The organism is Microcoleus sp. B4-C1, assembly GCF_036705285.1.
Taxonomy (GTDB): Bacteria; Cyanobacteriota; Cyanobacteriia; order Cyanobacteriales; family Microcoleaceae; genus Microcoleus.
The window spans coordinates 98,027-117,697 of record NZ_JAUBUC010000009.1 but is presented as its reverse complement, the minus strand read 5'-3'; the positions used below and the strand labels follow the sequence as shown (position 1 = coordinate 117,697).

Annotated in this window: 18 protein-coding genes and 2 pseudogenes; 10 read left to right on the top strand and 10 right to left on the bottom strand. The window is 47.2% G+C overall.

Annotated features, from left to right (window positions below; translation table 11 throughout):
• Window positions 1–369, top strand: a pseudogene (locus tag QUB26_RS05910) (photosystem II q(b) protein); the annotation flags it as partial.
• A gap of 573 nt (window positions 370–942) precedes the next feature.
• On the opposite strand, the gene fabF reads toward QUB26_RS05910, so the two are convergent.
• The gene (gene fabF / locus QUB26_RS05905) at window positions 943–2,196 is read right to left on the bottom strand and encodes a beta-ketoacyl-ACP synthase II (protein ID WP_333246396.1); all 1,254 of its coding nucleotides are present in this window, start codon (window positions 2,194–2,196) and stop codon (window positions 943–945) included.
• Window positions 2,197–2,293: 97 nt separating this feature from the next.
• Entirely contained in the window at window positions 2,294–2,548 is a 255-nt protein-coding gene (acpP, locus tag QUB26_RS05900; protein ID WP_333082619.1) for an acyl carrier protein, read from the bottom strand.
• Window positions 2,549–3,088: 540 nt separating this feature from the next.
• Between acpP and QUB26_RS05895 the strand changes: the two genes are divergently transcribed.
• The 3 genes from QUB26_RS05895 (at window position 3,089) to glmS (ending at window position 6,591) form a co-directional block, all read left to right on the top strand.
• Window positions 3,089–3,994 (top strand): CoB--CoM heterodisulfide reductase iron-sulfur subunit B family protein, encoded by a 906-nt coding sequence (locus QUB26_RS05895; protein ID WP_333317090.1) that lies wholly within the window; start codon window positions 3,089–3,091, stop codon window positions 3,992–3,994.
• A gap of 269 nt (window positions 3,995–4,263) precedes the next feature.
• On the top strand, window positions 4,264–4,509 hold the full coding sequence (gene psaC / locus QUB26_RS05890) for a photosystem I iron-sulfur center protein PsaC (RefSeq protein ID WP_015175986.1): 246 nt from the start codon (window positions 4,264–4,266) through the stop codon (window positions 4,507–4,509).
• Window positions 4,510–4,668: 159 nt separating this feature from the next.
• Complete coding sequence (gene glmS / locus QUB26_RS05885; RefSeq protein ID WP_333317088.1) at window positions 4,669–6,591, top strand: glutamine--fructose-6-phosphate transaminase (isomerizing); 1,923 nt, start codon at window positions 4,669–4,671, stop codon at window positions 6,589–6,591.
• Between the two features lie 76 nt (window positions 6,592–6,667).
• Here glmS and QUB26_RS05880 read toward each other — a convergent pair whose 3' ends face one another.
• Complete coding sequence (locus QUB26_RS05880; protein WP_333317086.1) at window positions 6,668–8,203, bottom strand: O-antigen ligase family protein; 1,536 nt, start codon at window positions 8,201–8,203, stop codon at window positions 6,668–6,670.
• 43 nt (window positions 8,204–8,246) lie between these two features.
• The gene (locus tag QUB26_RS05875) at window positions 8,247–9,092 is read right to left on the bottom strand and encodes a YaaW family protein (RefSeq protein WP_333246388.1); all 846 of its coding nucleotides are present in this window, start codon (window positions 9,090–9,092) and stop codon (window positions 8,247–8,249) included.
• 483 nt (window positions 9,093–9,575) lie between these two features.
• Between QUB26_RS05875 and QUB26_RS05870 the strand changes: the two genes are divergently transcribed.
• Window positions 9,576–10,328 carry a class I SAM-dependent methyltransferase gene (locus QUB26_RS05870; RefSeq protein ID WP_333054572.1) on the top strand — a complete coding sequence of 251 codons (753 nt, stop codon included), beginning with the start codon at window positions 9,576–9,578 and terminating at the stop codon, window positions 10,326–10,328.
• 64 nt (window positions 10,329–10,392) lie between these two features.
• The gene (locus QUB26_RS05865) at window positions 10,393–11,460 is read left to right on the top strand and encodes an FAD-dependent oxidoreductase (protein WP_333317084.1); all 1,068 of its coding nucleotides are present in this window, start codon (window positions 10,393–10,395) and stop codon (window positions 11,458–11,460) included.
• Between the two features lie 61 nt (window positions 11,461–11,521).
• Here the strand turns inward: QUB26_RS05865 and QUB26_RS05860 are convergent, their stop codons facing one another.
• Window positions 11,522–11,689, bottom strand: coding sequence for a hypothetical protein (locus tag QUB26_RS05860; protein ID WP_333246384.1), 168 nt, complete (start codon window positions 11,687–11,689; stop codon window positions 11,522–11,524).
• 1 nt (window position 11,690) lies between these two features.
• Between QUB26_RS05860 and QUB26_RS05855 the strand changes: the two genes are divergently transcribed.
• The gene (locus tag QUB26_RS05855) at window positions 11,691–11,825 is read left to right on the top strand and encodes a hypothetical protein (RefSeq protein ID WP_333317082.1); all 135 of its coding nucleotides are present in this window, start codon (window positions 11,691–11,693) and stop codon (window positions 11,823–11,825) included.
• 162 nt (window positions 11,826–11,987) lie between these two features.
• Here QUB26_RS05855 and QUB26_RS05850 read toward each other — a convergent pair whose 3' ends face one another.
• Window positions 11,988–12,923, bottom strand: a complete 936-nt coding sequence (locus QUB26_RS05850; RefSeq protein WP_333246382.1) for a polysaccharide deacetylase family protein — start codon at window positions 12,921–12,923, stop codon at window positions 11,988–11,990.
• Window positions 12,924–13,282: 359 nt separating this feature from the next.
• Here QUB26_RS05850 and QUB26_RS05845 point away from each other — a divergent pair, with 359 nt between their 5' ends.
• Window positions 13,283–13,495, top strand: coding sequence for a hypothetical protein (locus tag QUB26_RS05845; RefSeq protein ID WP_333246381.1), 213 nt, complete (start codon window positions 13,283–13,285; stop codon window positions 13,493–13,495).
• 34 nt (window positions 13,496–13,529) lie between these two features.
• On the opposite strand, the gene QUB26_RS05840 is transcribed toward QUB26_RS05845, so the two are convergent.
• Both QUB26_RS05840 and QUB26_RS05835 read right to left on the bottom strand, forming a co-directional pair.
• On the bottom strand, window positions 13,530–15,146 hold the full coding sequence (locus QUB26_RS05840; protein WP_333246379.1) for a bifunctional pantoate--beta-alanine ligase/(d)CMP kinase: 1,617 nt from the start codon (window positions 15,144–15,146) through the stop codon (window positions 13,530–13,532).
• Entirely contained in the window at window positions 15,104–15,328 is a 225-nt protein-coding gene (locus QUB26_RS05835; RefSeq protein WP_333302967.1) for a hypothetical protein, read from the bottom strand. Before QUB26_RS05835 ends, QUB26_RS05840 begins: the two co-directional genes overlap by 43 nt.
• A 1-nt stretch (window position 15,329) precedes the next feature.
• Here QUB26_RS05835 and QUB26_RS05830 point away from each other — a divergent pair, with 1 nt between their 5' ends.
• Entirely contained in the window at window positions 15,330–15,461 is a 132-nt protein-coding gene (locus tag QUB26_RS05830) for a hypothetical protein (RefSeq protein WP_333246377.1), read from the top strand.
• 8 nt (window positions 15,462–15,469) lie between these two features.
• On the opposite strand, the gene QUB26_RS05825 is transcribed toward QUB26_RS05830, so the two are convergent.
• Both QUB26_RS05825 and QUB26_RS05820 read right to left on the bottom strand, forming a co-directional pair.
• On the bottom strand, window positions 15,470–16,570 hold the full coding sequence (locus QUB26_RS05825) for a septal ring lytic transglycosylase RlpA family protein (protein WP_333302969.1): 1,101 nt from the start codon (window positions 16,568–16,570) through the stop codon (window positions 15,470–15,472).
• Window positions 16,571–17,018: 448 nt separating this feature from the next.
• A pseudogene (locus QUB26_RS05820) lies at window positions 17,019–18,231 on the bottom strand (RNA-guided endonuclease InsQ/TnpB family protein).
• Between the two features lie 228 nt (window positions 18,232–18,459).
• Between QUB26_RS05820 and purM the strand changes: the two are divergent.
• A complete protein-coding gene (purM, locus tag QUB26_RS05815; RefSeq protein ID WP_333317080.1) occupies window positions 18,460–19,485 on the top strand; it encodes a phosphoribosylformylglycinamidine cyclo-ligase in 1,026 nt (341 codons plus the stop codon).
• The last annotated feature ends 186 nt before the right edge of the window (window positions 19,486–19,671 follow it).

The window sequence follows — 19,671 nt, the reverse complement described above, 5'->3', positions numbered from 1 at the left end:
TTCGGTCAAGAAGAAGAAACCTACAACATCGTCGCAGCCCACGGCTACTTCGGTCGTTTGATTTTCCAATACGCTTCTTTCAACAACAGCCGTTCTTTGCACTTCTTGTTAGGTGCATGGCCAGTAGTAGGCATCTGGTTTACCGCTTTGGGTATCTCCACGATGGCTTTCAACTTGAACGGTTTTAACTTCAACCAATCGATTATCGACTCTCAAGGTCGTGTCATCAATACTTGGGCTGATGTCATTAACCGCGCTAACTTGGGTATGGAAGTAATGCACGAGCGCAATGCTCACAACTTCCCTCTCGATTTGGCTGCTAGTGAAGTCACTCCTGTAGCTTTGGTTGCTCCTTCCATCAATGGCTAAGTTTTAGCTTTTGATTAACAAAAAGCGCTCCTAGAAATAGGGGCGCTTTTTGTTTTGGGAAAATATTTTTATCGACCTGTTTCTGTTAAGAAACTAAGTGATATCAAGTCCGCTTGAGTATTTGTCATTCTGAGTCCTGAAGGAACTGAAGAATCTAGCCCTTTCGGCAACGCGCTGACTTCGTTGCGATTGACTCATGACAAGTAAGGAATGAGAATTAAATAACTTCCACTCTTGAAAGTGGGATGGGCGTCCCGCCTGTCATTTTTGGACGGGCGGGACGCCCATCCCACAATAACAATTAAAATTGTAAGTTATTTAATTCGCGATCCTAAGCGTTTGGAGTCAAGCGATCGCCCACACATGATATGAGCAACGGCTAAGCAAAAAACAGAATATCCAGAACCCCGCAGCAGTTACAGTGTTGCGGGACTCTAACGTGCGATCGCATTTTAGGTTGAATTAAGTAAGTTGATTTACTTAATAGCCGATCGCCCAATCTAAAATTTATCTAAAAATTAAAAGGTAAAAAATTAATTTTTTACCTTTTAACTCTCGATTTTGGATTAGCTGTTACTGAACAAACTTCTTGAATGCCAGAGTCACGTTGTGGCCGCCAAATCCAAAGGAATTCGACAGCGCCACATCAACTTTTAGATCGCGGCTTGTATGAGGAACATAGTCCAAATCGCACTCAGGATCGGGATTTTCCAGATTAATTGTCGGCGCGATTTTGTCATTGGCGATCGACATTACCGTCGCCACCGCCTCAATTCCCCCAGAACCGCCCAAAAGATGGCCGGTCATTGACTTGGTAGAACTAATTGCTACTTTGTAAGCATGGTCTCCCAAAGTCTTTTTAATAGCTTTCGTTTCCGTAGAATCGTTGGGAAGCGTGCTTGTGCCGTGAGCGTTGATATAGCTCACCATATCCGGCGTCAAACCCCCATCCTTGAGCGCTAAAGCCATTGCCCGCGACGCACCCTCACCCCCCGGTACCGGAGAAGTCATGTGATACGCATCGCAAGTTAAACCGTAGCCGACGATTTCTGCGTAAATCTTCGCGCCACGCGCCAGAGCGTGTTCCATTTCTTCTAGAATCAGAATGCCAGCACCTTCGCCGACGACAAAACCATCACGATCGCGATCGAATGGACGGCAAGCATGAGTCGGGTCATCATTGCGAGTCGAAAGCGCCCTCGCCGCAGCAAAACCCGCCACGCACAAAGGTGTCACCGCAGCTTCCGTACCGCCGCAAATCATGGCTTGGGCGTAACCCCCCTGAACTAAGCGAAACGCATCGCCCACGGCATTTGACCCGGCAGCGCAGGCCGTCACCGTGCAAGAGTTTGGCCCCTTAGCACCCGTTTGAATCGCCGTCAGGCCCGCGGCCATATTCGCAATCATCATGGGAATCATAAACGGGCTGCACCGATCGGGGCCGCGATTCAGATAAATCTCTTGCTGATCTTCCAAAACCTTTAAGCCACCAATGCCAGTGCCAAGAATGACACCCACCTGTTCTGCGTTCAGGTCATTAATCTCCAACTTCGCATCAGCAAGAGCTTGTTTGCTCGCTGACACCCCAAATTGAGCAAAGCGATCCATCCGCTTTGCTTCCTTGCGCTCTAAATAGTCGTGTGGGTCGTAACCCTTCACCTCTGCGGCAAAGCGGCAGTCGTGCCGCGACGGGTCGAATAAGGTGATCGGGCCTATACCATTCTTGCCGGCAAGCAACCCGTCCCAATATTCGGACAAGGTATTGCCGATCGGTGTAATCGCGCCGAGACCCGTGATAACAACGCGCTTACGCTCTAAATTTGTCATGATTTCAGTTTCAAAAAATTAAACACCCAGAACGCAGAACAAAAGAGGAGTTTCCAGTTTTATAACTTCTCTCCTCTTAGGGGAAAAGACAGGTATTTTATGCTTTTGGAGCTGCAAGTTGGCTGCTGATGTAATCTACACAAGCTTGAACCGTAGTAATTCCTTCGGCTGCTTCGTCGGGAATTTCAATATCAAACTCTTCTTCCAAGGCCATTACCAGCTCTACTGTATCTAAGGAATCTGCTCCTAAATCATTAGCAAAGTTGGCTTCGGGCTTGACTTCGCTCAGCTCGACTTCCAGTTGCTCTTTCACAATTTTCTGGACTCTAGCAAAAATGTCGTCTTGGCTCATAACATCGTGTCCTCATTGGTTGCTGCGTATCTAATCTTATCCGAAAGGGGGATCTGCAGGACAAAGGCTGGCCGCTTTTCTAAGTGACACGGGCCAGGGACAATTGGGACACGGACGATCGCAACTCTAGGACTCAGGCAAAAAAAACCCAATACCCCAAAATAAATTATCTCGTTTAGCCACCTGATAACGTTGAGGAACCGGATTTTTGGTCGATGGTGCGTCAATCGATTTTAGATTTTAGATTTTAGATTTTAGATTGAAGCATTGACTCCACGGATAAATTCGGAGGGCAAGTTTCTCGGATACAGGTTTTTTATTTCTGGGTACTGAGTCTGCTTTCGGAATGAATCACGTGGCGGGTATCCTGGATGCTTGATTGTCAGTCATCAACTCAAAATGCTTGAGAAAAGCTGACAATTGGCTCTTAGCTAGGCGGTGATAGGTTAATTATAAAGAGGGAAAACTAAGCAGGAAGCCTCCCGACTTCGATCGCTCAAGTTTCTTTTCCCGAACCTTGTGTCCCCTGCAGAAACGATTATGCCATCCCCAAATCTCAAATATGCTTATTTTCCCGGTTGTGTCGCCCAAGGGGCCGCCCGCGAACTTTACCTGTCTACCCAAGCGCTGACTCAAGCGTTGGGGATTGAACTGGTGGAACTAAAGAAAGCTTCCTGCTGCGGTTCTGGCACTTTCAAGGAAGATTCGCAGTTACTCGAAGATACTGTCAACGCCCGCAATATTGCTTTAGCCGAGGAACTTAATCTGCCTTTACTCACGCATTGCAGCACTTGTCAAGGGGTAATCGGTCATGTGGACGATCGCCTCAAGGAATCTCAGAAAACCGATCCCAACTACATAGAAAAAGTCAACGGTTTACTGGAAAAACAAGGCTGTTCGCCTTATCAAGGCAGTACCGAGGTGAAACATCTGTTGTGGGCGATCGTTGCAGATTACGGGCTCGACGAGGTGCAGAAGCGAGTCACCCGCAAGCTTTCGGGTTTGAAGTGCGCGTCTTTTTACGGGTGCTACCTGCTGCGAGCTCAGGATAAGCTGCTTTACGATGACCCGCACCAACCGGAATCGATGGAAAATGTGTTTCGGGCGATCGGGGCAACTCCGGTTTACTATCGAGGGCGGACGCAGTGCTGCGGCTGGCCGTTGTCGAGTTATTCCACTAACCAATCTTTTCAGATGGCCGGCAAACATATTCAAGATGCTCTTGACAATGGCGCTGATTGTATGGTAACGCCTTGTCCGCTTTGTCACTTGAATTTGGATTCGCGACAGCCGGAGGTGGAAAAAGTAATCGGGCGCAAATTGGGTTTGCCGGTGCTGCATTTACCGCAATTGGTGGCTTTGGCTTTGGGTGTGGAACCGAAAAAACTAGGACTCGATCGACATATTGTTTCCACAAAGCCCGTGTTAGAAAAATTAGGCTTTTAGTCGATCGATTTGCACAGATTTGTAGTAAAGAAGTCCGTCCTTGATAACTCCCCTCTAACCACAGACGTGCTCAGTAGGAACCTACTTTGATAAGACTCTCCGCGTGAATAACTGTGAAGTTTTGTCGCTTTTTCGCGAAGTGCTTCCAGGCACTGCGGTAGACTAACCTTTAATTCTCTGTGCAGGCTATAGCGGTGGCACCTCGCCGTCAAATCTGTTCACTCGCAGAGGCAGCAAATTTTTAGTGACTCGTTGGGAGCCTTTATTCAATGTCTCATTCAGTCAAAATTTACGATACTTGCATCGGCTGCACTCAATGCGTCCGCGCTTGTCCGACTGACGTTTTGGAGATGGTCCCCTGGGATGGCTGCAAAGCAGCTCAGATTGCCTCATCTCCCCGCACCGAAGACTGTGTAGGCTGCAAGCGGTGCGAAACTGCTTGTCCCACCGATTTTCTGAGCATCCGGGTTTACCTGGGAGCAGAAACCACTCGCAGTATGGGTCTAGCCTACTAAATATCGATCGACACGCCGATCGAATTACGGGCACAAAAGAGGGGGCGATTAAATTGCCCCCTCTTTTTTTGTCGCGGAATCTGCATTCGGGGCCGGAAGAAGGTAAAAATGATAAAACGTGAGTTTTATTGCGATCGCTAAGCAGGAGTAGTACGTTAAATGTGCGGAATCGTTGGCTATATCGGCACGCAAGCAGCAAGCGAGATTTTGCTAGCAGGATTAGAGAAACTAGAATACCGGGGCTACGATTCAGCGGGCCTCGCTACCATCTCCGAAGGAGAAATTACCTGCATCCGAGCAAAGGGCAAATTGCACAACCTCCGGGAAAAGTTAGCAGAGATAGACTCTCTGGCTCCCATCGGCATCGGACACACCCGCTGGGCAACTCACGGCAAACCAGAAGAATATAACGCTCACCCTCACCTAGATAATAGCGGGCGAATTGCGGTAGTTCAAAATGGAATTGTCGAAAATTATCGCGAGTTGCGGGAAGAATTGAAAGCAAAGGGACATAAATTTGTCTCCGATACCGATACAGAAGTTATTCCTCATTTAATAGCTGAATTTTTGAAAGAAGCAAGAAGGGAGAAAGAAGAAGAAAAAAATAAAAAAACAGAAAAAATTGCTGATTTATCGTTTTTGGAAACGGTTTTAAAGGCGGTAAATAAATTAGAAGGAGCTTTTGCGATCGCCGTTATCTGTGCAGATTTTCCAGAGGAAATAATTGTCGCCAGACAGCAAGCTCCTTTGGTGATTGGGTTTGGTGCTGGTGAATTTTTCTGCGCTTCCGACACGCCGGCCTTAGTATCTCACACCCGCACTGTTTTGTCCTTGGAAAATGGCGAATTGGCAAGGCTAACTTCGATGGGAGTGGAAGTTTACAGCTTTGCAGGAGAAAGGCTGAAAAAAAGCCCGCGCATCCTTGGTTGGAGTCCGGTTTTAGTCGAAAAACAAGGCTTCAAACACTTCATGCACAAGGAGATTTATGAACAGCCAGCCGTAGTCCGAGCTTGTTTGGAGGCTTATTTAGACAGCGATTGGCAGCCGGAAAATTCCCGCTCTCCCATCAATCTCAACTTGCCCAAGGAACTTTGCGCCGATGTCGAGCAAATTTCAATTCTCGCCTGCGGAACGAGCTGGCACGCCTCGCTAATTGGCAAATATTTGTTGGAACAATTAGCTAATATTCCCACTGCCGTGCAGTACGCTTCTGAGTACCGCTACGCACCGGCACCGCTGACAGCAAATACTTTAACTATTGGGGTAACTCAGTCGGGAGAAACGGCGGACACGCTGGCTGCTTTGGGGATGGAACAGCAGCGCCGCGCAGGTTTTACTGATAAATTTCGGGCGAGAATGTTAGGCATTACTAACAGAACCGAAAGTTCGATCGCCCACATGATGCCGCACGTAATCAACACCCACGCTGGTATAGAAATCGGCGTTGCTGCTACTAAAACTTTTGTCACTCAGTTGATGGCATTCTATTTCTTAGCTTTGGATTTGGCGCACCAGCGGCAAACAATCAGCACTGATAGATTGGCAGAAATTATTGTTGGTTTGCGCCAGTTGCCAGCGGAAATTGAGAAGTTTTTGGAGATTCAAGAACAGTATGTGGAGGAATTGTCCCACCAGTTTACAGACACCCAAGATTTTATCTTTTTGGGGCGGGGAATTAACTTTCCGATTGCTTTGGAAGGGGCGCTGAAACTGAAGGAAATTAGCTACATTCACGCCGAAGGATATCCGGCGGGAGAGATGAAACACGGCCCGATCGCCCTTTTGGATGCGAAAGTGCCTGTAGTGGCGATCGCCATGCCAGGAAGCGTCTACGAAAAGGTGCTTTCCAACGCTCAGGAAGCCAAGGCCCGCGACGCCCGTTTAATTGGCGTTACACCGAAGCAAGGTGTGGCGGAAGCCGACATTTTTGACCACATTTTGCCGGTGCCTTTGGTGGATGAATTGTTGTCACCGATTGTAACAGTAATTCCGCTGCAATTGTTGGCTTACCACATTGCGGCGCGTCGAGGTTTGGATGTGGATCAGCCACGAAATTTGGCGAAGTCGGTGACAGTGGAATAAAGGAAGTCATTAGTCAGTAGTCATTAGTCAGTAGTTGGTTATTGGTTGTTGGTTGTTCGTTCTAATAACCAATAACCTATGCCCGATGCCCGATGCCCGATGCCCGATACCCGATACCCGATGCCCGATGCCCGATTCCCTCTTGGCACACCCCGCAAATTGCGGCTAACAGCAACCAGCTTGTAGTATTGAGTCGGAAATCAAACAGCGTCACATCTACAGTGTTAAATAGCGTACAGGCGACGAAGGCTAATAAATAACTGAAAAAAATTAGGCGATCGGTTGCTCTTACATCTTGACAAACTACCTGATTTTTGCTAAGAATTATAGACTGTTGATTGATCAGTAAAGCATTTTCCGCTACTTCCTGTGTTGCTACTTGCTCGTGTTGGATATCCCCAGAAAAAAGCGGCCAATTCGCCAGCAGCAAAACACCTCTAGCCAAAACCCAACCAACTAAACCAAACAACAAAAGCGTTGCCGGTATTCCCGTTTCCGCAGTCAACATCAGCATCAAACTGTGAGGATGACCAAGCCATTCTTGCATCTGAGCTTGATAGAGAGGCGTAAAATTTCGCAATCCCCAACCAGTCCAAGGACGCTGCTGCGTCATCGACCAAGCAAATTGCCATTGAGTAGTTCTCAAAGTAGCTGTCGGCCGATTTGGGAACATCTCGTCGGTGAGTCTAGCCCAAAAGAAAGCAGGGACAATTCTTCGCAAATACTGCCGTAATGGTTCGGGGCCAAAGGCAGACAAAAAAACTGTGCTAGCCACACTAAAAACCGCAGCTAATATTTTTTTATAACCCGCATAAAATGCAAAAGCCAAAACGGCTAAAACTGACAGCCCCCAAGCATTGCGAGAATTAGTAAAAATCAAAGCAACACCATTTCCAATCGCTGCAAAACTTAAAAATAGGAATCGGTAACTGGGAATTGGGAATTGGGCATTGGGAATTGGTAATTGGTAATTGGTAATTGGTGACAACTGACAACTGACTTCTTCCATCCACAGTCCCAGTGCTAAAATAAAAGCAATTGTCAGATAGCAAGCTAAAATATTAGCGTACATAAATACAGAAGCCATACGGCCGGGGGGATTGCCTTGGGGTTCGAGTACCCAGCCAAAAACCGGCTGCAATTGATCGATGCCGCTCCAGCCTAAAAATTGTTGTCCCAGACCTAAAATTATCACGGGAATTGAACTAATTACAATCACCCAAGACAATTGCCGCAATTGAGGCAGAGTTTTAATTAAACTGCTGAAAATGGCAAACAATATAAAGAACGGCAAGAAATTGTACAACCCTATAAAAGCCTCGATGCGGTTGTGGGCAAAAACGGCTGTGATGACTAGCAGCGCGCTCAGAATTGCGAATCCTCGATTCAACGGGCGGCGACTAATTTCACGGAACTTTTGCTTGCAAGTGCCGGCCAATCCCAGGAATAAACCTAAAGCTCCCAAAATCGGAATTAAGGGAAAAATCAGCATCCCCACTTGGGCGAAATTCCAAGGGATTTGCAGGCGGGGATCTGGATGTTTTTGGAGGCGAGACTTGAGATTTTCTGCTGTCTGTTTGGCCGCTAATTTCAACCGATTTTTGATATTCACCCACACTCCCAATCTCAAATCTAAAATCTACAATCTACCATCGTTAAGCTAGTTCCCAAACGCATTCCGATCGCGTTAATCGAATTTGAGCTAGGGCAAAAATGGTCGGGATAATGCGGCCGTAGTTCGTGGAAATCGATCGCCAACCCAAATCCGCTAAAAACCAAGTCCACATCACCGGGCCTACCAACGAAAATACGCTCCGCGTCGCACCGTAACGAGCGGCACTCACAGCCATACCGCGCCGCGCCGCCTGAATTGCGACATAATTTTGAAACTGGGTTGCTGCAGTTGCAGTGCCTGCAAGCACTCCTTGTTTGGCCATTTGATAGGTGGCAAAATGCAGCGCAAATTGATTGGCCATTAGTTTGAGCAGCATTGGTTTTAAGATGGAACTAACAGCTAAAGCGCTGCCCCCTTTGAACAGTAAACCCAGCGGGTCTTTTTCAGCAGTAATTGGCAGGGGTTCTGAGAGTTTAGAATCAACGATCGCTCGCTGTACGCGCAGTGTCAGCGCTTGCTGTTCGTCTGCTGGTAAACGCTTCCACGCGCGGCCCATTAAGTGCAGAAATACTTCTGCCTCTAAGTCGGTGGTTGACAACTGTCTGGGATAAGGGATTTTGAGATAGCGACAAACTTGAATTAGTGCTTGTCTGTAAGTTACTTGTTGGGTTCGCCCTCTGAGTACCGTCAACCCGTCGGCTGCAAGATAGCGAAACCGCTGTTCTACGGCGTCGAGCCATGCTTCGCGATCGCGACTTTGTACATCTATCGGTGCGGGGGTTTGCACGTAATCTAAAGGGTTAAACTTGCGGCTGAACAGAAGTTCTGTTAGTTGCTGCAATTCTTCTTCTGTTGTTAATTCGAGTGCTGCTCTGAGTTCGTCCAAAATTTTGCCCTCCCGTATACGATTTTAGATTTTAGATTTTAGATTTTAGATTTTAGATTGCTGCTGGTTGACAACCCGTGGGATTTAGGATTTACCTACAGTGGCATTTTTTATGGGGTCTTAATCATGGATTCGTGCTGTCCATTATTCTACTACCTGGCGCAGGACGATCGGCAGGATTTGCACAGAAGATCCGACTGCTAGAAGCTATAACCTCAGCAGCTACATCGATCTGCGGACGCGCATCTAAATTTTACAGTCAAGTTTGGTGTCCCGCCGCTCCTAAAAATACAATTTAGATGCCCAACAGCAAACCCGGAACCCCTCGGTACGTCTGCAACCCCGCAGCTTGAGGAGTCAAACCGTCGCCATGAACGCCCACTATTTTATTCGCTATAAACAAAAGAAAAATAATTTAGTGTAGTTCTGTTCAAAAATGTCAGTTAATCCTATAATGAGTTTGGTTTTTTTAGAACAAAGTAAATGATGTCTTCTTCTGTCGCACCGTCTTTTTTGCAGGGATATTGGCAAGATACTTTCAATCTCAAGCAGCATCTACAGGATTTTTTAAATTTAGATTTAGAAACAATTGAACAAGAGCTCGCTGTCGGTCAACAATCCCTAAAAGAAATAGGCCATCGGGATTTTGATTGGGAAAAAGCTAGCGAGTTTTATCGCGATCGAGTCGGCCAAGCTTACCTATTTGACCTCGGAGCTTGGCATATGTCCAATCAGGATTACATAGGAGGCACTTTAACATTAATATCAGATATGGCTGCCGGTCGAGTTTTAGATTTTGGCGGCGGTATTGGCACTCATGCTATTGCAGCAGCTCTTTGTCCTCAAGTAGAACAAGTAGTCTATTGCGATCTTAACCCCATAAATTGCAATTTTGTTCAAAGCCGAGCTGCTAAGTTAGGATTGAGTGAGAAAATTTCCTGTTGTCTGGAAGTATCGCCGACGGAAGTTTTCGATTCGATTATTTGTTTTGATGTAATGGAACATTTACTAAAGCCAAGTCAGCAATTGATGGATTTTCACAAAATGCTGGCTCCGTCAGGGAAGATTATCCTTAACTGGTATTTCTTTAAAGGTTTTAATCAAGAATTTCCTTTTCATTTAGAAGATAAGCAAGAGATGAACACATTTTTTACTAAACTTCAGTCTAATTTTATGGAGGTTTTTCATCCTCATTTAATCACCGCTCGTTGCTATCGCAAATTAACTGCAAGTTAAGAAATCATCTTAAGGCTTATTTCCTAGAAAAAGTCCGGTAAGTAATGTATCTGAAAGTCCCATTATGTTCGATGTTGCGGTGATTGGTGCGGGTATGGCGGGGCTGAGTTGCGCTCAACGGTTGCGTCAAGCTGGTTATTCTGTGGCTGTTGTTGAGAAATCTCGCGGGGCGGGGGGACGTGTTGCTACCCGCCGCGTACAGGGTACGAGGGCAGATCACGGGGCGCGGTATCTGGAACCGCAGGGGGATGCGGTGCAGGGGTTAATTGAGGTTTTGGTCGATCGCCGCATCCTCAAACTCTGGACTGATACTGTCTGGGAATTCAGACAGGGAAAACTTTCTGCTATTGCTAGTTGTTGTTATGTCGCACCTGCGGGTATGAATGCTGTCGGTAAGTATTTGGCCCAGGATTTAGAGATTTGGTTTGGCCGCCGCGTACAAGCTATTTCTACTACAGATAACCAAATGTGGCATCTTTCCCTAGAAGTCACTGACAGCAATTTAGAGATACCTCAAGAATTGATTGCTAAGGCTGTGGTTGTGGCAATTCCGGCACCTCAAGCTTTAATGTTTTTGGATGCGGAAATCGGTTTGTCGCAGGCTTTTCTTGACAAATTGCGTTCTGTGGAGTACGACCCTTGCATTACGGTTATGGCTGGCTATCCTGTGGCAAAACAGCAAGATTTAAGTAGTCTAAATCCGCAGTGGAAATCTGTTTCTTTTGCCGATAATTCTGATTTAGCTTGGGTTGGTTTGGACAGCAGCAAGCGACTAGATCCGCCGCAGCCGGTGTTTGTGGTTCACAGCAGCGCAAATTTTGCCGATCGCCATCTAGAATCGGCCGATTTGCCAACAGTCGGTCAAGAATTGCTCGATCGCACTTCTGAATATTTAATCCCTTGGCTGAAACAGCCGGAATGGTTGCAGGTTCACCGCTGGCGCTATGCTTTTTGTCGAAATCCTTTGCCTGTTTCTTGTTTGGCGGCTGGGGGGAATTTGCCGCTGGTTTGTGCGGGGGATTTGTGCGGGGAAGGTCAAATAGAGGGTGCTTTGCGATCGGGTTGGGCGGCAGCTAATTGGGTGAATTCTCAGTTGCAGGATTTGCCGTTAGATTCAAGCCTAAATTGGTAATATGGCTACAGTTAAGGTATCAATTTTGCCTCTAACGCTATGATTGCCATCCCGTCTGGGTTTAGCCCCGAAGATTACCTTGCCCTCGAACATGATAATACCGTCCGGCATGAATAACGGATGTCAGGAAGAAGGGATAAGGAAGTTCGGCAACGGATTCGCTCGACGGATGTAACGGATGTAACTGAGATATTGCACCATTCTCAATTACTTTTTTAGGAACAGGCATCTTGCCTGTTCCACAAGAAAACTCATTCTTTGTGGAACGCGGATCTTGCCCGTTCTTGACAATGGTGCAAGATATCAGATGTAACGGATGTCAGGAAAAAGGAAGAGGGAAAAAGGAAGAAGGGAGATGCAATTAAAGCAATGTTTTTAGCAGTTAAGAACGTCGCCGGGAATCGGGCGCGGTTGCTACTTCTTCCTTCTGGGTTTGGCTAGAGTTATGAAAAATTCATCGAACGACCTACATCGAACGACCTACAAAAAAATGGAAAAATGGTGTAAAGTCCCATTTTTCCAAATTGTTACTTTTGTGCTGTTTCCTGTTGTTGTAAGTCTTGTTCTTGCATCTGCAATAACTCGGGAACTGTTACGAAACTGTACCCTTCATTTCTCAATCGAGCAATAATATCAGGCAAAGCTTTTACAGTTCTTGCTCGATTGCCGCCGCCGTCGTGCATCAGCACAATGCCGCCGGAATTTGCCTGCCTCATCACGTTGTCTATCAAAGATTCCGTAAGGGTGCGCCAATCAAAAGAATCAGCAGACCACATCACAACTGCATAATTTTTCTTTTGAGCATAAGCTGTCAATCCATTGTTTAAAATGCCTCCTGGCGGGCGGAACATCGATGTTTGGATGCCGGTCAAGTCCTGAATTAAGGATGAAGTGCGATCGATCTCGCGAGCGGCACCGTCTTCGTTATACTGAAGGTATTGATGGTTCCAAGTGTGATTGCCGATCGCGTGACCGGCTTGTGCAACCTGTTGGCCTATTTCGGGAGAATTTTTCAGGTATTTTCCTACCCAGAAGAATGTAGCCTTAATATTATTTTCCTTGAGAATATCTAGGATTTGTGTAGTTGTTTTCGGCCAGGGGCCGTCGTCAAATGTCAGGGCGATCGCCTTGCGCTGGGAGTCGAGTTTCGCGTGACGAAGGGTTGTACCTTGAAACTGATCCGGTACGGCTGATTGAAATCGGATAGCCTGCACTTGGGCTAGAGCCTGTTGGGAAAATTCTACTCGATTGGCGATCGCCTCGGAGAACTTATTAATATTGGACATCGGCGGTTGTTCTTGCGACTGGGATACGGCCAAGACTTGCGCCTGAATCGGTTGCAAGGGCTGATTGGCCCGCAAGTTAATCGGCCATGTCACACCCAGCAAAAAACTTCCTGTTGCTGCCATAAAAGCAACTATTAAAGTTTTTCGCCGCCTCCACAGCAGTTTCAATTTTGTCACGTCGTTCTCTCCTTCACACCTTGTACAGTTAATTTGAGATTTTATGTTGATATCAAGTTAATCCACTTAAGAGGATAATCTTAAATTGGACAGTCAGTAAAAATGCTACTGGAAATAACCGATCGTGGGGAAGTCCGTCAGGATAAAAAAATTTAAGGTTTGTGCGCCAGAAATCCCCTAACCCATGAAAACGCGGGATGGTGAACTTTTCCCCGGCCAGGGGGACGGCGCTCTCGGATTAATGGCACGATATTCTTAGGGACTCAGGCAGCATCGGCCCGCGTCTCTACCTGACACTGCAAATTGGTTTAACCTGAGATGTGGCACTATTGTCAATAAGCTGTTTAGGAACAGGCAAGATGCCTGTTCCACAAGAAAATATAGGCGTTGCTGATTTACGGTATGAAAGGCTAAAAATCCAAGTCATAGAAACTGGTATCCACAAAGCTTCTGGATTTTCAACTTATTTTTTTCATACCCTGATTAAGCAACACCGAAAATCTACTCTTTGTGGAACAGGCATCTTGCCTGTTCTTGAGAATAGTGCAAGATGTGAGGTTAACCGCATTTGATATGAGGGCGATCGCCCGCCCGCCACTCCTAAAATTAATTTTTAGGGCCGGTTCTCTCTTTGTACAAGCCGACAATCCGATCGATAACTTCAGCAACAGTCAGATTGTCTGTTTGAATTTCCACAGCATCTGCCGCTTTACGCAAAGGTGCAACCTCGCGGGTGCTGTCTTTTTCGTCCCGCAAGGCGATGTCTTGTTCCAATTGGGCCAAGCTAATATTAGCCCGATCGCTATCTTTAAGTTCTAACAGCCGCCGGCGCGATCGTTCTTGTACCGAAGCCGTCAAAAAAATCTTCAGTTCCGCATCAGGAAACACGTTAGTGCCGATATCGCGGCCTTCTGCTATAATTCCGCCTTTTGTGCCGCACCGCCGCTGTTCCTCCAGCAGAAACTGTCGCACGGCGGGAATTGCCGCCATTTCCGAGACGCGGGATGTCACTTCCAAACTGCGAATTGCCTCGGTTACGTCTTCACCATTAATCTTCAACATCTTTGATGCGGGATCGAGGTTGTATTCTAAATAACTGGAACTGATTAATTCGGCGATCGCACATTCGTCGGAAATCGGCGTGTCTGTTTTCAATGCTAGCCAAGTCAGGGCCCGATACATCGCGCCGGTATCCAGATAAAACAAGTTCAAAGCTGTTGCTGCAAGGCGAGTTACGGTAGATTTGCCTGCCCCTGCCGGGCCGTCGATCGCCACAATGGGCCGACGATTCCTGAGAATTATATTGTCAATCAAACGAGTAGAGCCAACTCTGGCGGCCACGGCTAAAAGTCCCGCTGTTTCCACAACCTGCAACGGCGTCAAAGTGTCGGGCTCGACGAGTTCGGCGTATTCGAGCTTGACTGCGGGTTCTTCTGCGACTGCTGCGCGGGCGGCAGCGAGTGCGGCTGCTGCGGTGCGGTCGCCTGAAGAAAAAGTTTTCGAGGCTTGTTGCAGGGCGCGGTAGAGTACGGAGGCTTGCTGTTTTTGCTCTGCTGTTAAATACTGATTGCGAGAACTCATTGCCAGTCCCGACTCTTCGCGGACGATCGGACAAGCGACAATCTCTACAGCCAAGTTAAAATCAAAGACCAGCTTCCGAATAATTGCTAGCTGCTGGGCGTCTTTTTGACCGAAATAAGCTTTTGTCGGCTGCACCAGACTCAAAAGTTTAGTAACAATTGCCGCGACGCCTTGAAAATGACCGGGCCTTGCTTTACCGCACAAAACCGATGTCATCGCCGGCGGCGGGACTACTTGAGTTAAGGATGAAAGGTGAATCTCTATCTGTTTTTGGGCGGTTTGCTGTGTTTCTGTGCGCGCGGCGAAGCTATCCCGTAGGGAATCGACTGCTTGATGGCCGAACATTTCCGTTGCTGAGGGAGCAAATATGACATCAACCCCAGCTTGTTCGCACAACAGCCGGTCTTGCTCGAAATTCCGAGGATAATCTTGAAAATCTTCTGTCGGCCCAAATTGCAGCGGGTTGACAAAAATGCTGACCAGGGCGATCGCATTTTCTTGCCTTGCCCGCTGGATCAAGCTCAGATGCCCTGCGTGCAAAGCTCCCATCGTCGGCACCAAACCGACTGTCAAATGAGGTGCAGCAGACTTTTGTAAATTTAAGTAGCAGCGAAGTGCTGCAATGGTAGTAAACAGGCGCACCGGTAGAATCTCCTGAAGGCATTCGGCAGAATGCAGAGTTTATTTGTCTGAATTTGTTCGAGTTGAAATCTTACATCATCCTCAAGAACAGGCAAGATGCCTGTTCCACAAAGAATGGTGCAAGATGTCAGTTTTATCTCACATCTTGCACCATTCTCAATTACTTGTTTAGGAACAGGCAAGATGCCTGTTCCACAAGAAAACTCATTCTTTGTGGAACGGGCATCTTGCCCGTTGTTGACAATGGTACAAGATGTCAGTTTTATTCTACTTTCTGCCTTCTACACTGCGGATAAGTTTTGTATTCTGCCTTAGACTACCGTTCAGCGTCCACCAGTTGTTTGCTGCGGCGGTTCGATCACTTCGATTTCGACTCTCGCAACGCCACTGCTGATCATTCCTAGCACGTTGGCGGCGCCTGCGGACAAGTCAATGAGCCGATCGCCCACATAGGGGCCGCGGTCATTAATGCGGACGACTACAGTGCGGCCGTTGTCGAGATTTCTCACCATGACTCTCGTTCCAAAAGGCAAATTTGGGTGGGCTGCGGTCATATCATTTTGGTTGAAACGCTCGCCGCTGGCGCTGAGGTTGCCGTCAAATCCCGGGCCGTACCAGGAAGCCCAGCCGCTAAGCCGCACTTGAACTGGGCCCAGAGACAGCACGGAGCGTTCTGGTTGGGGTTTGCCTGCGACTTCTTCCAGGGGTGGGGCGTTGCCCAGAAGTCGCCGGAGGCGATTGGTTGCTTGCAGGGCGTCTCGGCTAAAGTTGCTGGTGGTGTCGGGGAGGATGGTTTCGGCGTTGATGTTTACCAACTCCTCGCCGTTTGCCTGGATAATGTAGCGATCGCCTTTTTCCCACTTAACGGTAATGCTGTTGGGATCGATGTTGTTGCGGGCTAGCTGATTGAGTCTTGCTGCTAAGCTTGATGCCCGCCAAACTGGATCGGGTTCTTGGTTGCTAGAGTTGCTGGCAATGTTTCCGACTTTGGGATTTTCTCTTGCGCCCGCTACTTTTGACGGACTGCTAGCACCGACTTGGCTGTTGCCAGTTTCTCCCAAAGGGGTGTTTGTTTCCGGATTGGCGTTCAGAAAGGTGATGACTGGAATGTTTCGCACGTAGACTGTCGCTGCTTGTCGCCCGCCTAAGTCGTGGGGCTGAATTTTGGCGATCGAGTCTCGGGCAATTTCAGCTCTTGCTTGATACTGATACTGTCCGACTTTTTGCGCTTCGACCCGAGTAGCGTTTAACTGCTGGGACGGTTGGGTGGCAATTACTTGCTCGGAAACCTGAGAGTTTTGGTTGTCGGCACCTGTTGCTTGTGCGTGACAAGAGGATGCCGTTCCTACCATAGGAACTAACAGGACAGCGAGTAGACCACCAACAAATTTTTCCTTCATACGTCCATTTTTGTGAATAGCCATTGCCAACCGAGATTGGAGGATTGGCCATTTGGCGGCAGGCGTCAAGGATTTCTCTCTTGCCCTTCGCCATTCCCCCGTGAGTCAAAGCAAAGTATCCGGGTGCATTTTTGCTTTAATGCTTCTACCCCCAAAAAAATTGGCGGAAACTTCCCTGACACTTGACAACTCATACTCGATTCGCAATTTGTGTTTTGTTCACGAACTGCAACAGACTACCACAAACTTTTGTGCTTGGGGATCGCTGGGATCGCGATTTTCACCAAATCTTCATCAAATCTTCTCAAAACCCTCTATCATAAAATCCTTTAGTTCCAAGGCTTACAGCCGTTTCAGCCATTACGGAAAAATTTACAAAAATTTACAAAAATTTATTGTCTTTTGTGGGCTGCCGAATGGCTAGTCTTAAAAAAGCTGTTTGTCAACTGTTATGGGATTGACACTCCCCTGGCTAAAGCCGAGGGGATTCTTGATTCGCAGAATCGACTTGCCGATGCAGAATTACTTCAACATCGGTAGCGGTCAATTCTCCACAAGCGTTCGGATCTCTGATCCAAGTTCCGGTGTGCCCCACCGTACTCAATCCCCGACTTAGGATATTTTTAGCAGCGTTCCAATCGCGATCTAACACGCATCCGCACCGACAAGCGTGGGTTCGCGTTGATAGATTTTTCTTAACAACTGTCCCGCAGCTAGAGCATTCTTGACTGGTTCCGTTAGCTGGTACGGCAATCGTAATTCTTCCGAAGGCTTTGCCGAAATATTCCAACCATACTCGGAACATATACCAAGATGCGTCGTTAATCGATTTTGCTAAACAGTGATTCTTCACCATGTTTTTAATCCTCAAATCAACGCACGGCTACACAGTCGTTAGACTGGATAACGCATCTTGCCAATTTCAGAGCAAAATCTTTACGTTGTCTACTTATTTTGAGGTGGCGCTTTCCTAGAATCTCTCTAGCTTTTCTTCGGTTCTGTGAACCCTTAACTCGTTTTGAAACTCGTCTTTGGGCTTTCTTCAACCCGCGCTCTCCCTTGGGGAGGAATCGTGGGTTTTCGACTGTAACGCCATTGGAATCTGTGTAGAACTCTTTGAGTCCCACGTCTATCCCGATGGCGCTGCCCGTTACTTCAATTTTCTCAGAACGGTCAACTTGAACACAAAACTGGACGTAATATCCATCTGCCCGTTTCACCAAGCGCACCCGCTTGATTTGACTGCGCTGATAGAAATGTAAGTCGCGGGTTCCTTTTAATTTGATCTTTCCGATTCCTTTCTTGTCTGTAAAAGTGATGGATTTACGGTCGTCAGTCAGTTTCCAGCCCGTAGTCTTGTATTCAACCGAACGGTTGTCGTGCTGAAACTGCGGAAAACCCTTTTTTCCTGGGATTTTCTTTTTGCAGTTGTCGTAGAATCTGGCGATTGCCGACCACGCTCTTTCTGCGCTAGATTGTCGAGCCATGCTGTTTAAGTCGTCGCAAAACGTCCATTCTTTAGCTAAAACAGCGCTGTACTTATTCAAGGCGTATTTATCGACTTTTTGGTTTTCCATCCAAAAGCGCAATGCTTTATTGCGGATGAACTGCACTGTTCTAATCGCTTCGTCTACAGCTTCAAATTGCTGCTTTTTACCGTATGCTTTGAACTCGAAAACTAGCATGACTTCGACCTCATCATAATATTCTTATGCTAGCAAAGTGGGCTTAAAATAAAATAAATTATTTACTAATCTTTACAGAGTTGCAGTCGATAGCGCAATTTTAAAACCTGAGAACACAAGCTGGGAGGCTCAAGCCTCCTTACCCCTTTCATCCCCGGACTAAAGTCGCGGGGTTTTCATGGCATTTCTTATAAACTAAAAATTAGAAGAAATCGATTTGGCGGACTTATGGATTATCGAGAAGCAGGTGTGGATGTTGAAGCGGGCAGAGCTTTTGTCTCGCGCATCGGGAGTATGGTTAAGAGCACGCACCGATCGGGAGTTTTGGGCGGATTCGGCGGGTTTAGCGGTTTTTTCAGCGTCCCGGAGGGCTTAAAAGAGCCGATTATGGTTTCGGGTACTGACGGCGTTGGGACTAAGTTAAAATTGGCCCACAATCTCGATCGGCACGACACGGTAGGTATCGACTTGGTGGCGATGTGCGTCAATGACGTGCTGACATCCGGGGCCGAACCCCTCTTTTTTCTCGATTATTTAGCCACGGGAAAGTTAAATCCCGAACAATTAGCTGCGGTGGTGGCCGGCATTGCTGACGGTTGCAAGCAAGCGGGCTGTGCTTTGTTGGGTGGAGAAACGGCAGAAATGCCCGGTTTTTACCAACCGGGAGAGTACGATTTAGCTGGTTTTTGTGTGGGAATTGTCGAAAAGAGCAAATTGTTGGACGGTTCGCGGGTTAAAGTCGGAGATGTGGCTGTGGGGCTGGCAAGTTCGGGCGTGCACAGCAACGGTTTTAGTTTGGTGAGAAAAATTGCGGGCGATCTGGGTTTTGATTGGCACTCCCAACCCGAACAGTTAGGCGGCAAAACTTTAGGAGAAGTGCTGCTAACTCCGACTACAATTTATGTTAAACCAGTCCTTGAAGCAATTAAGAGCGGTCTAGAAATTCACGGCATGGCTCACATTACGGGCGGCGGTTTGCCGGAAAATTTGCCCCGCTGTTTGGGAGTTAATCAATCTGTGAAAATTGACAGCAATAGCTGGCCAAATTTGCCAATTTTCCAGTGGATTGCTGAAGCGGGCCAAGTTGCTACAGCCGATATGTTCAATACTTTTAATATGGGGATTGGCTTTGTGCTGTTGCTCGATTCGAGGGAAGTAGAACAGGCTGTTAAATGGTTTGAATCTCAGGGAATTGGTGCTTGGGCGATCGGGGAAGTGATTGAGGGGAAAGGAGAATTGATCATGGGTAATTAGTAGGAATCAATCGCAGGGGGTGAAGATTGCTTGGCTTTGTTTTATGCGTTAACAGACAATCTCAACCTGCCTTCATCTGTGTATATCTGCGGTTAAATTTATAATTATGAAAGTAACCGCAGAGGACGCAGAGGACACAGAGGAAGAAAGAGAAAAAGGAATTCACAACAGATGACTCGTTGCTAC

Coding starts and splice junctions, on each gene's coding strand:
- psaC (WP_015175986.1), top strand. CDS start 4,264: ATGTCTCATTCAGTCAAAATTTACGATACTTGCATCGGCTGCACTCAA.
- acpP (WP_333082619.1), bottom strand. CDS start 2,548: ATGAGCCAAGACGACATTTTTGCTAGAGTCCAGAAAATTGTGAAAGAG.
- QUB26_RS05825 (WP_333302969.1), bottom strand. CDS start 16,570: ATGGCTATTCACAAAAATGGACGTATGAAGGAAAAATTTGTTGGTGGT.
- QUB26_RS05845 (WP_333246381.1), top strand. CDS start 13,283: ATGCCTGTTCCACAAGAAAATATAGGCGTTGCTGATTTACGGTATGAA.
- QUB26_RS05865 (WP_333317084.1), top strand. CDS start 10,393: ATGTTCGATGTTGCGGTGATTGGTGCGGGTATGGCGGGGCTGAGTTGC.
- QUB26_RS05860 (WP_333246384.1), bottom strand. CDS start 11,689: ATGCCTGTTCCTAAAAAAGTAATTGAGAATGGTGCAATATCTCAGTTA.
- QUB26_RS05830 (WP_333246377.1), top strand. CDS start 15,330: ATGCCTGTTCCACAAGAAAACTCATTCTTTGTGGAACGGGCATCTTGC.
- QUB26_RS05870 (WP_333054572.1), top strand. CDS start 9,576: ATGATGTCTTCTTCTGTCGCACCGTCTTTTTTGCAGGGATATTGGCAA.
- glmS (WP_333317088.1), top strand. CDS start 4,669: ATGTGCGGAATCGTTGGCTATATCGGCACGCAAGCAGCAAGCGAGATT.
- QUB26_RS05895 (WP_333317090.1), top strand. CDS start 3,089: ATGCCATCCCCAAATCTCAAATATGCTTATTTTCCCGGTTGTGTCGCC.
- purM (WP_333317080.1), top strand. CDS start 18,460: ATGGATTATCGAGAAGCAGGTGTGGATGTTGAAGCGGGCAGAGCTTTT.
- fabF (WP_333246396.1), bottom strand. CDS start 2,196: ATGACAAATTTAGAGCGTAAGCGCGTTGTTATCACGGGTCTCGGCGCG.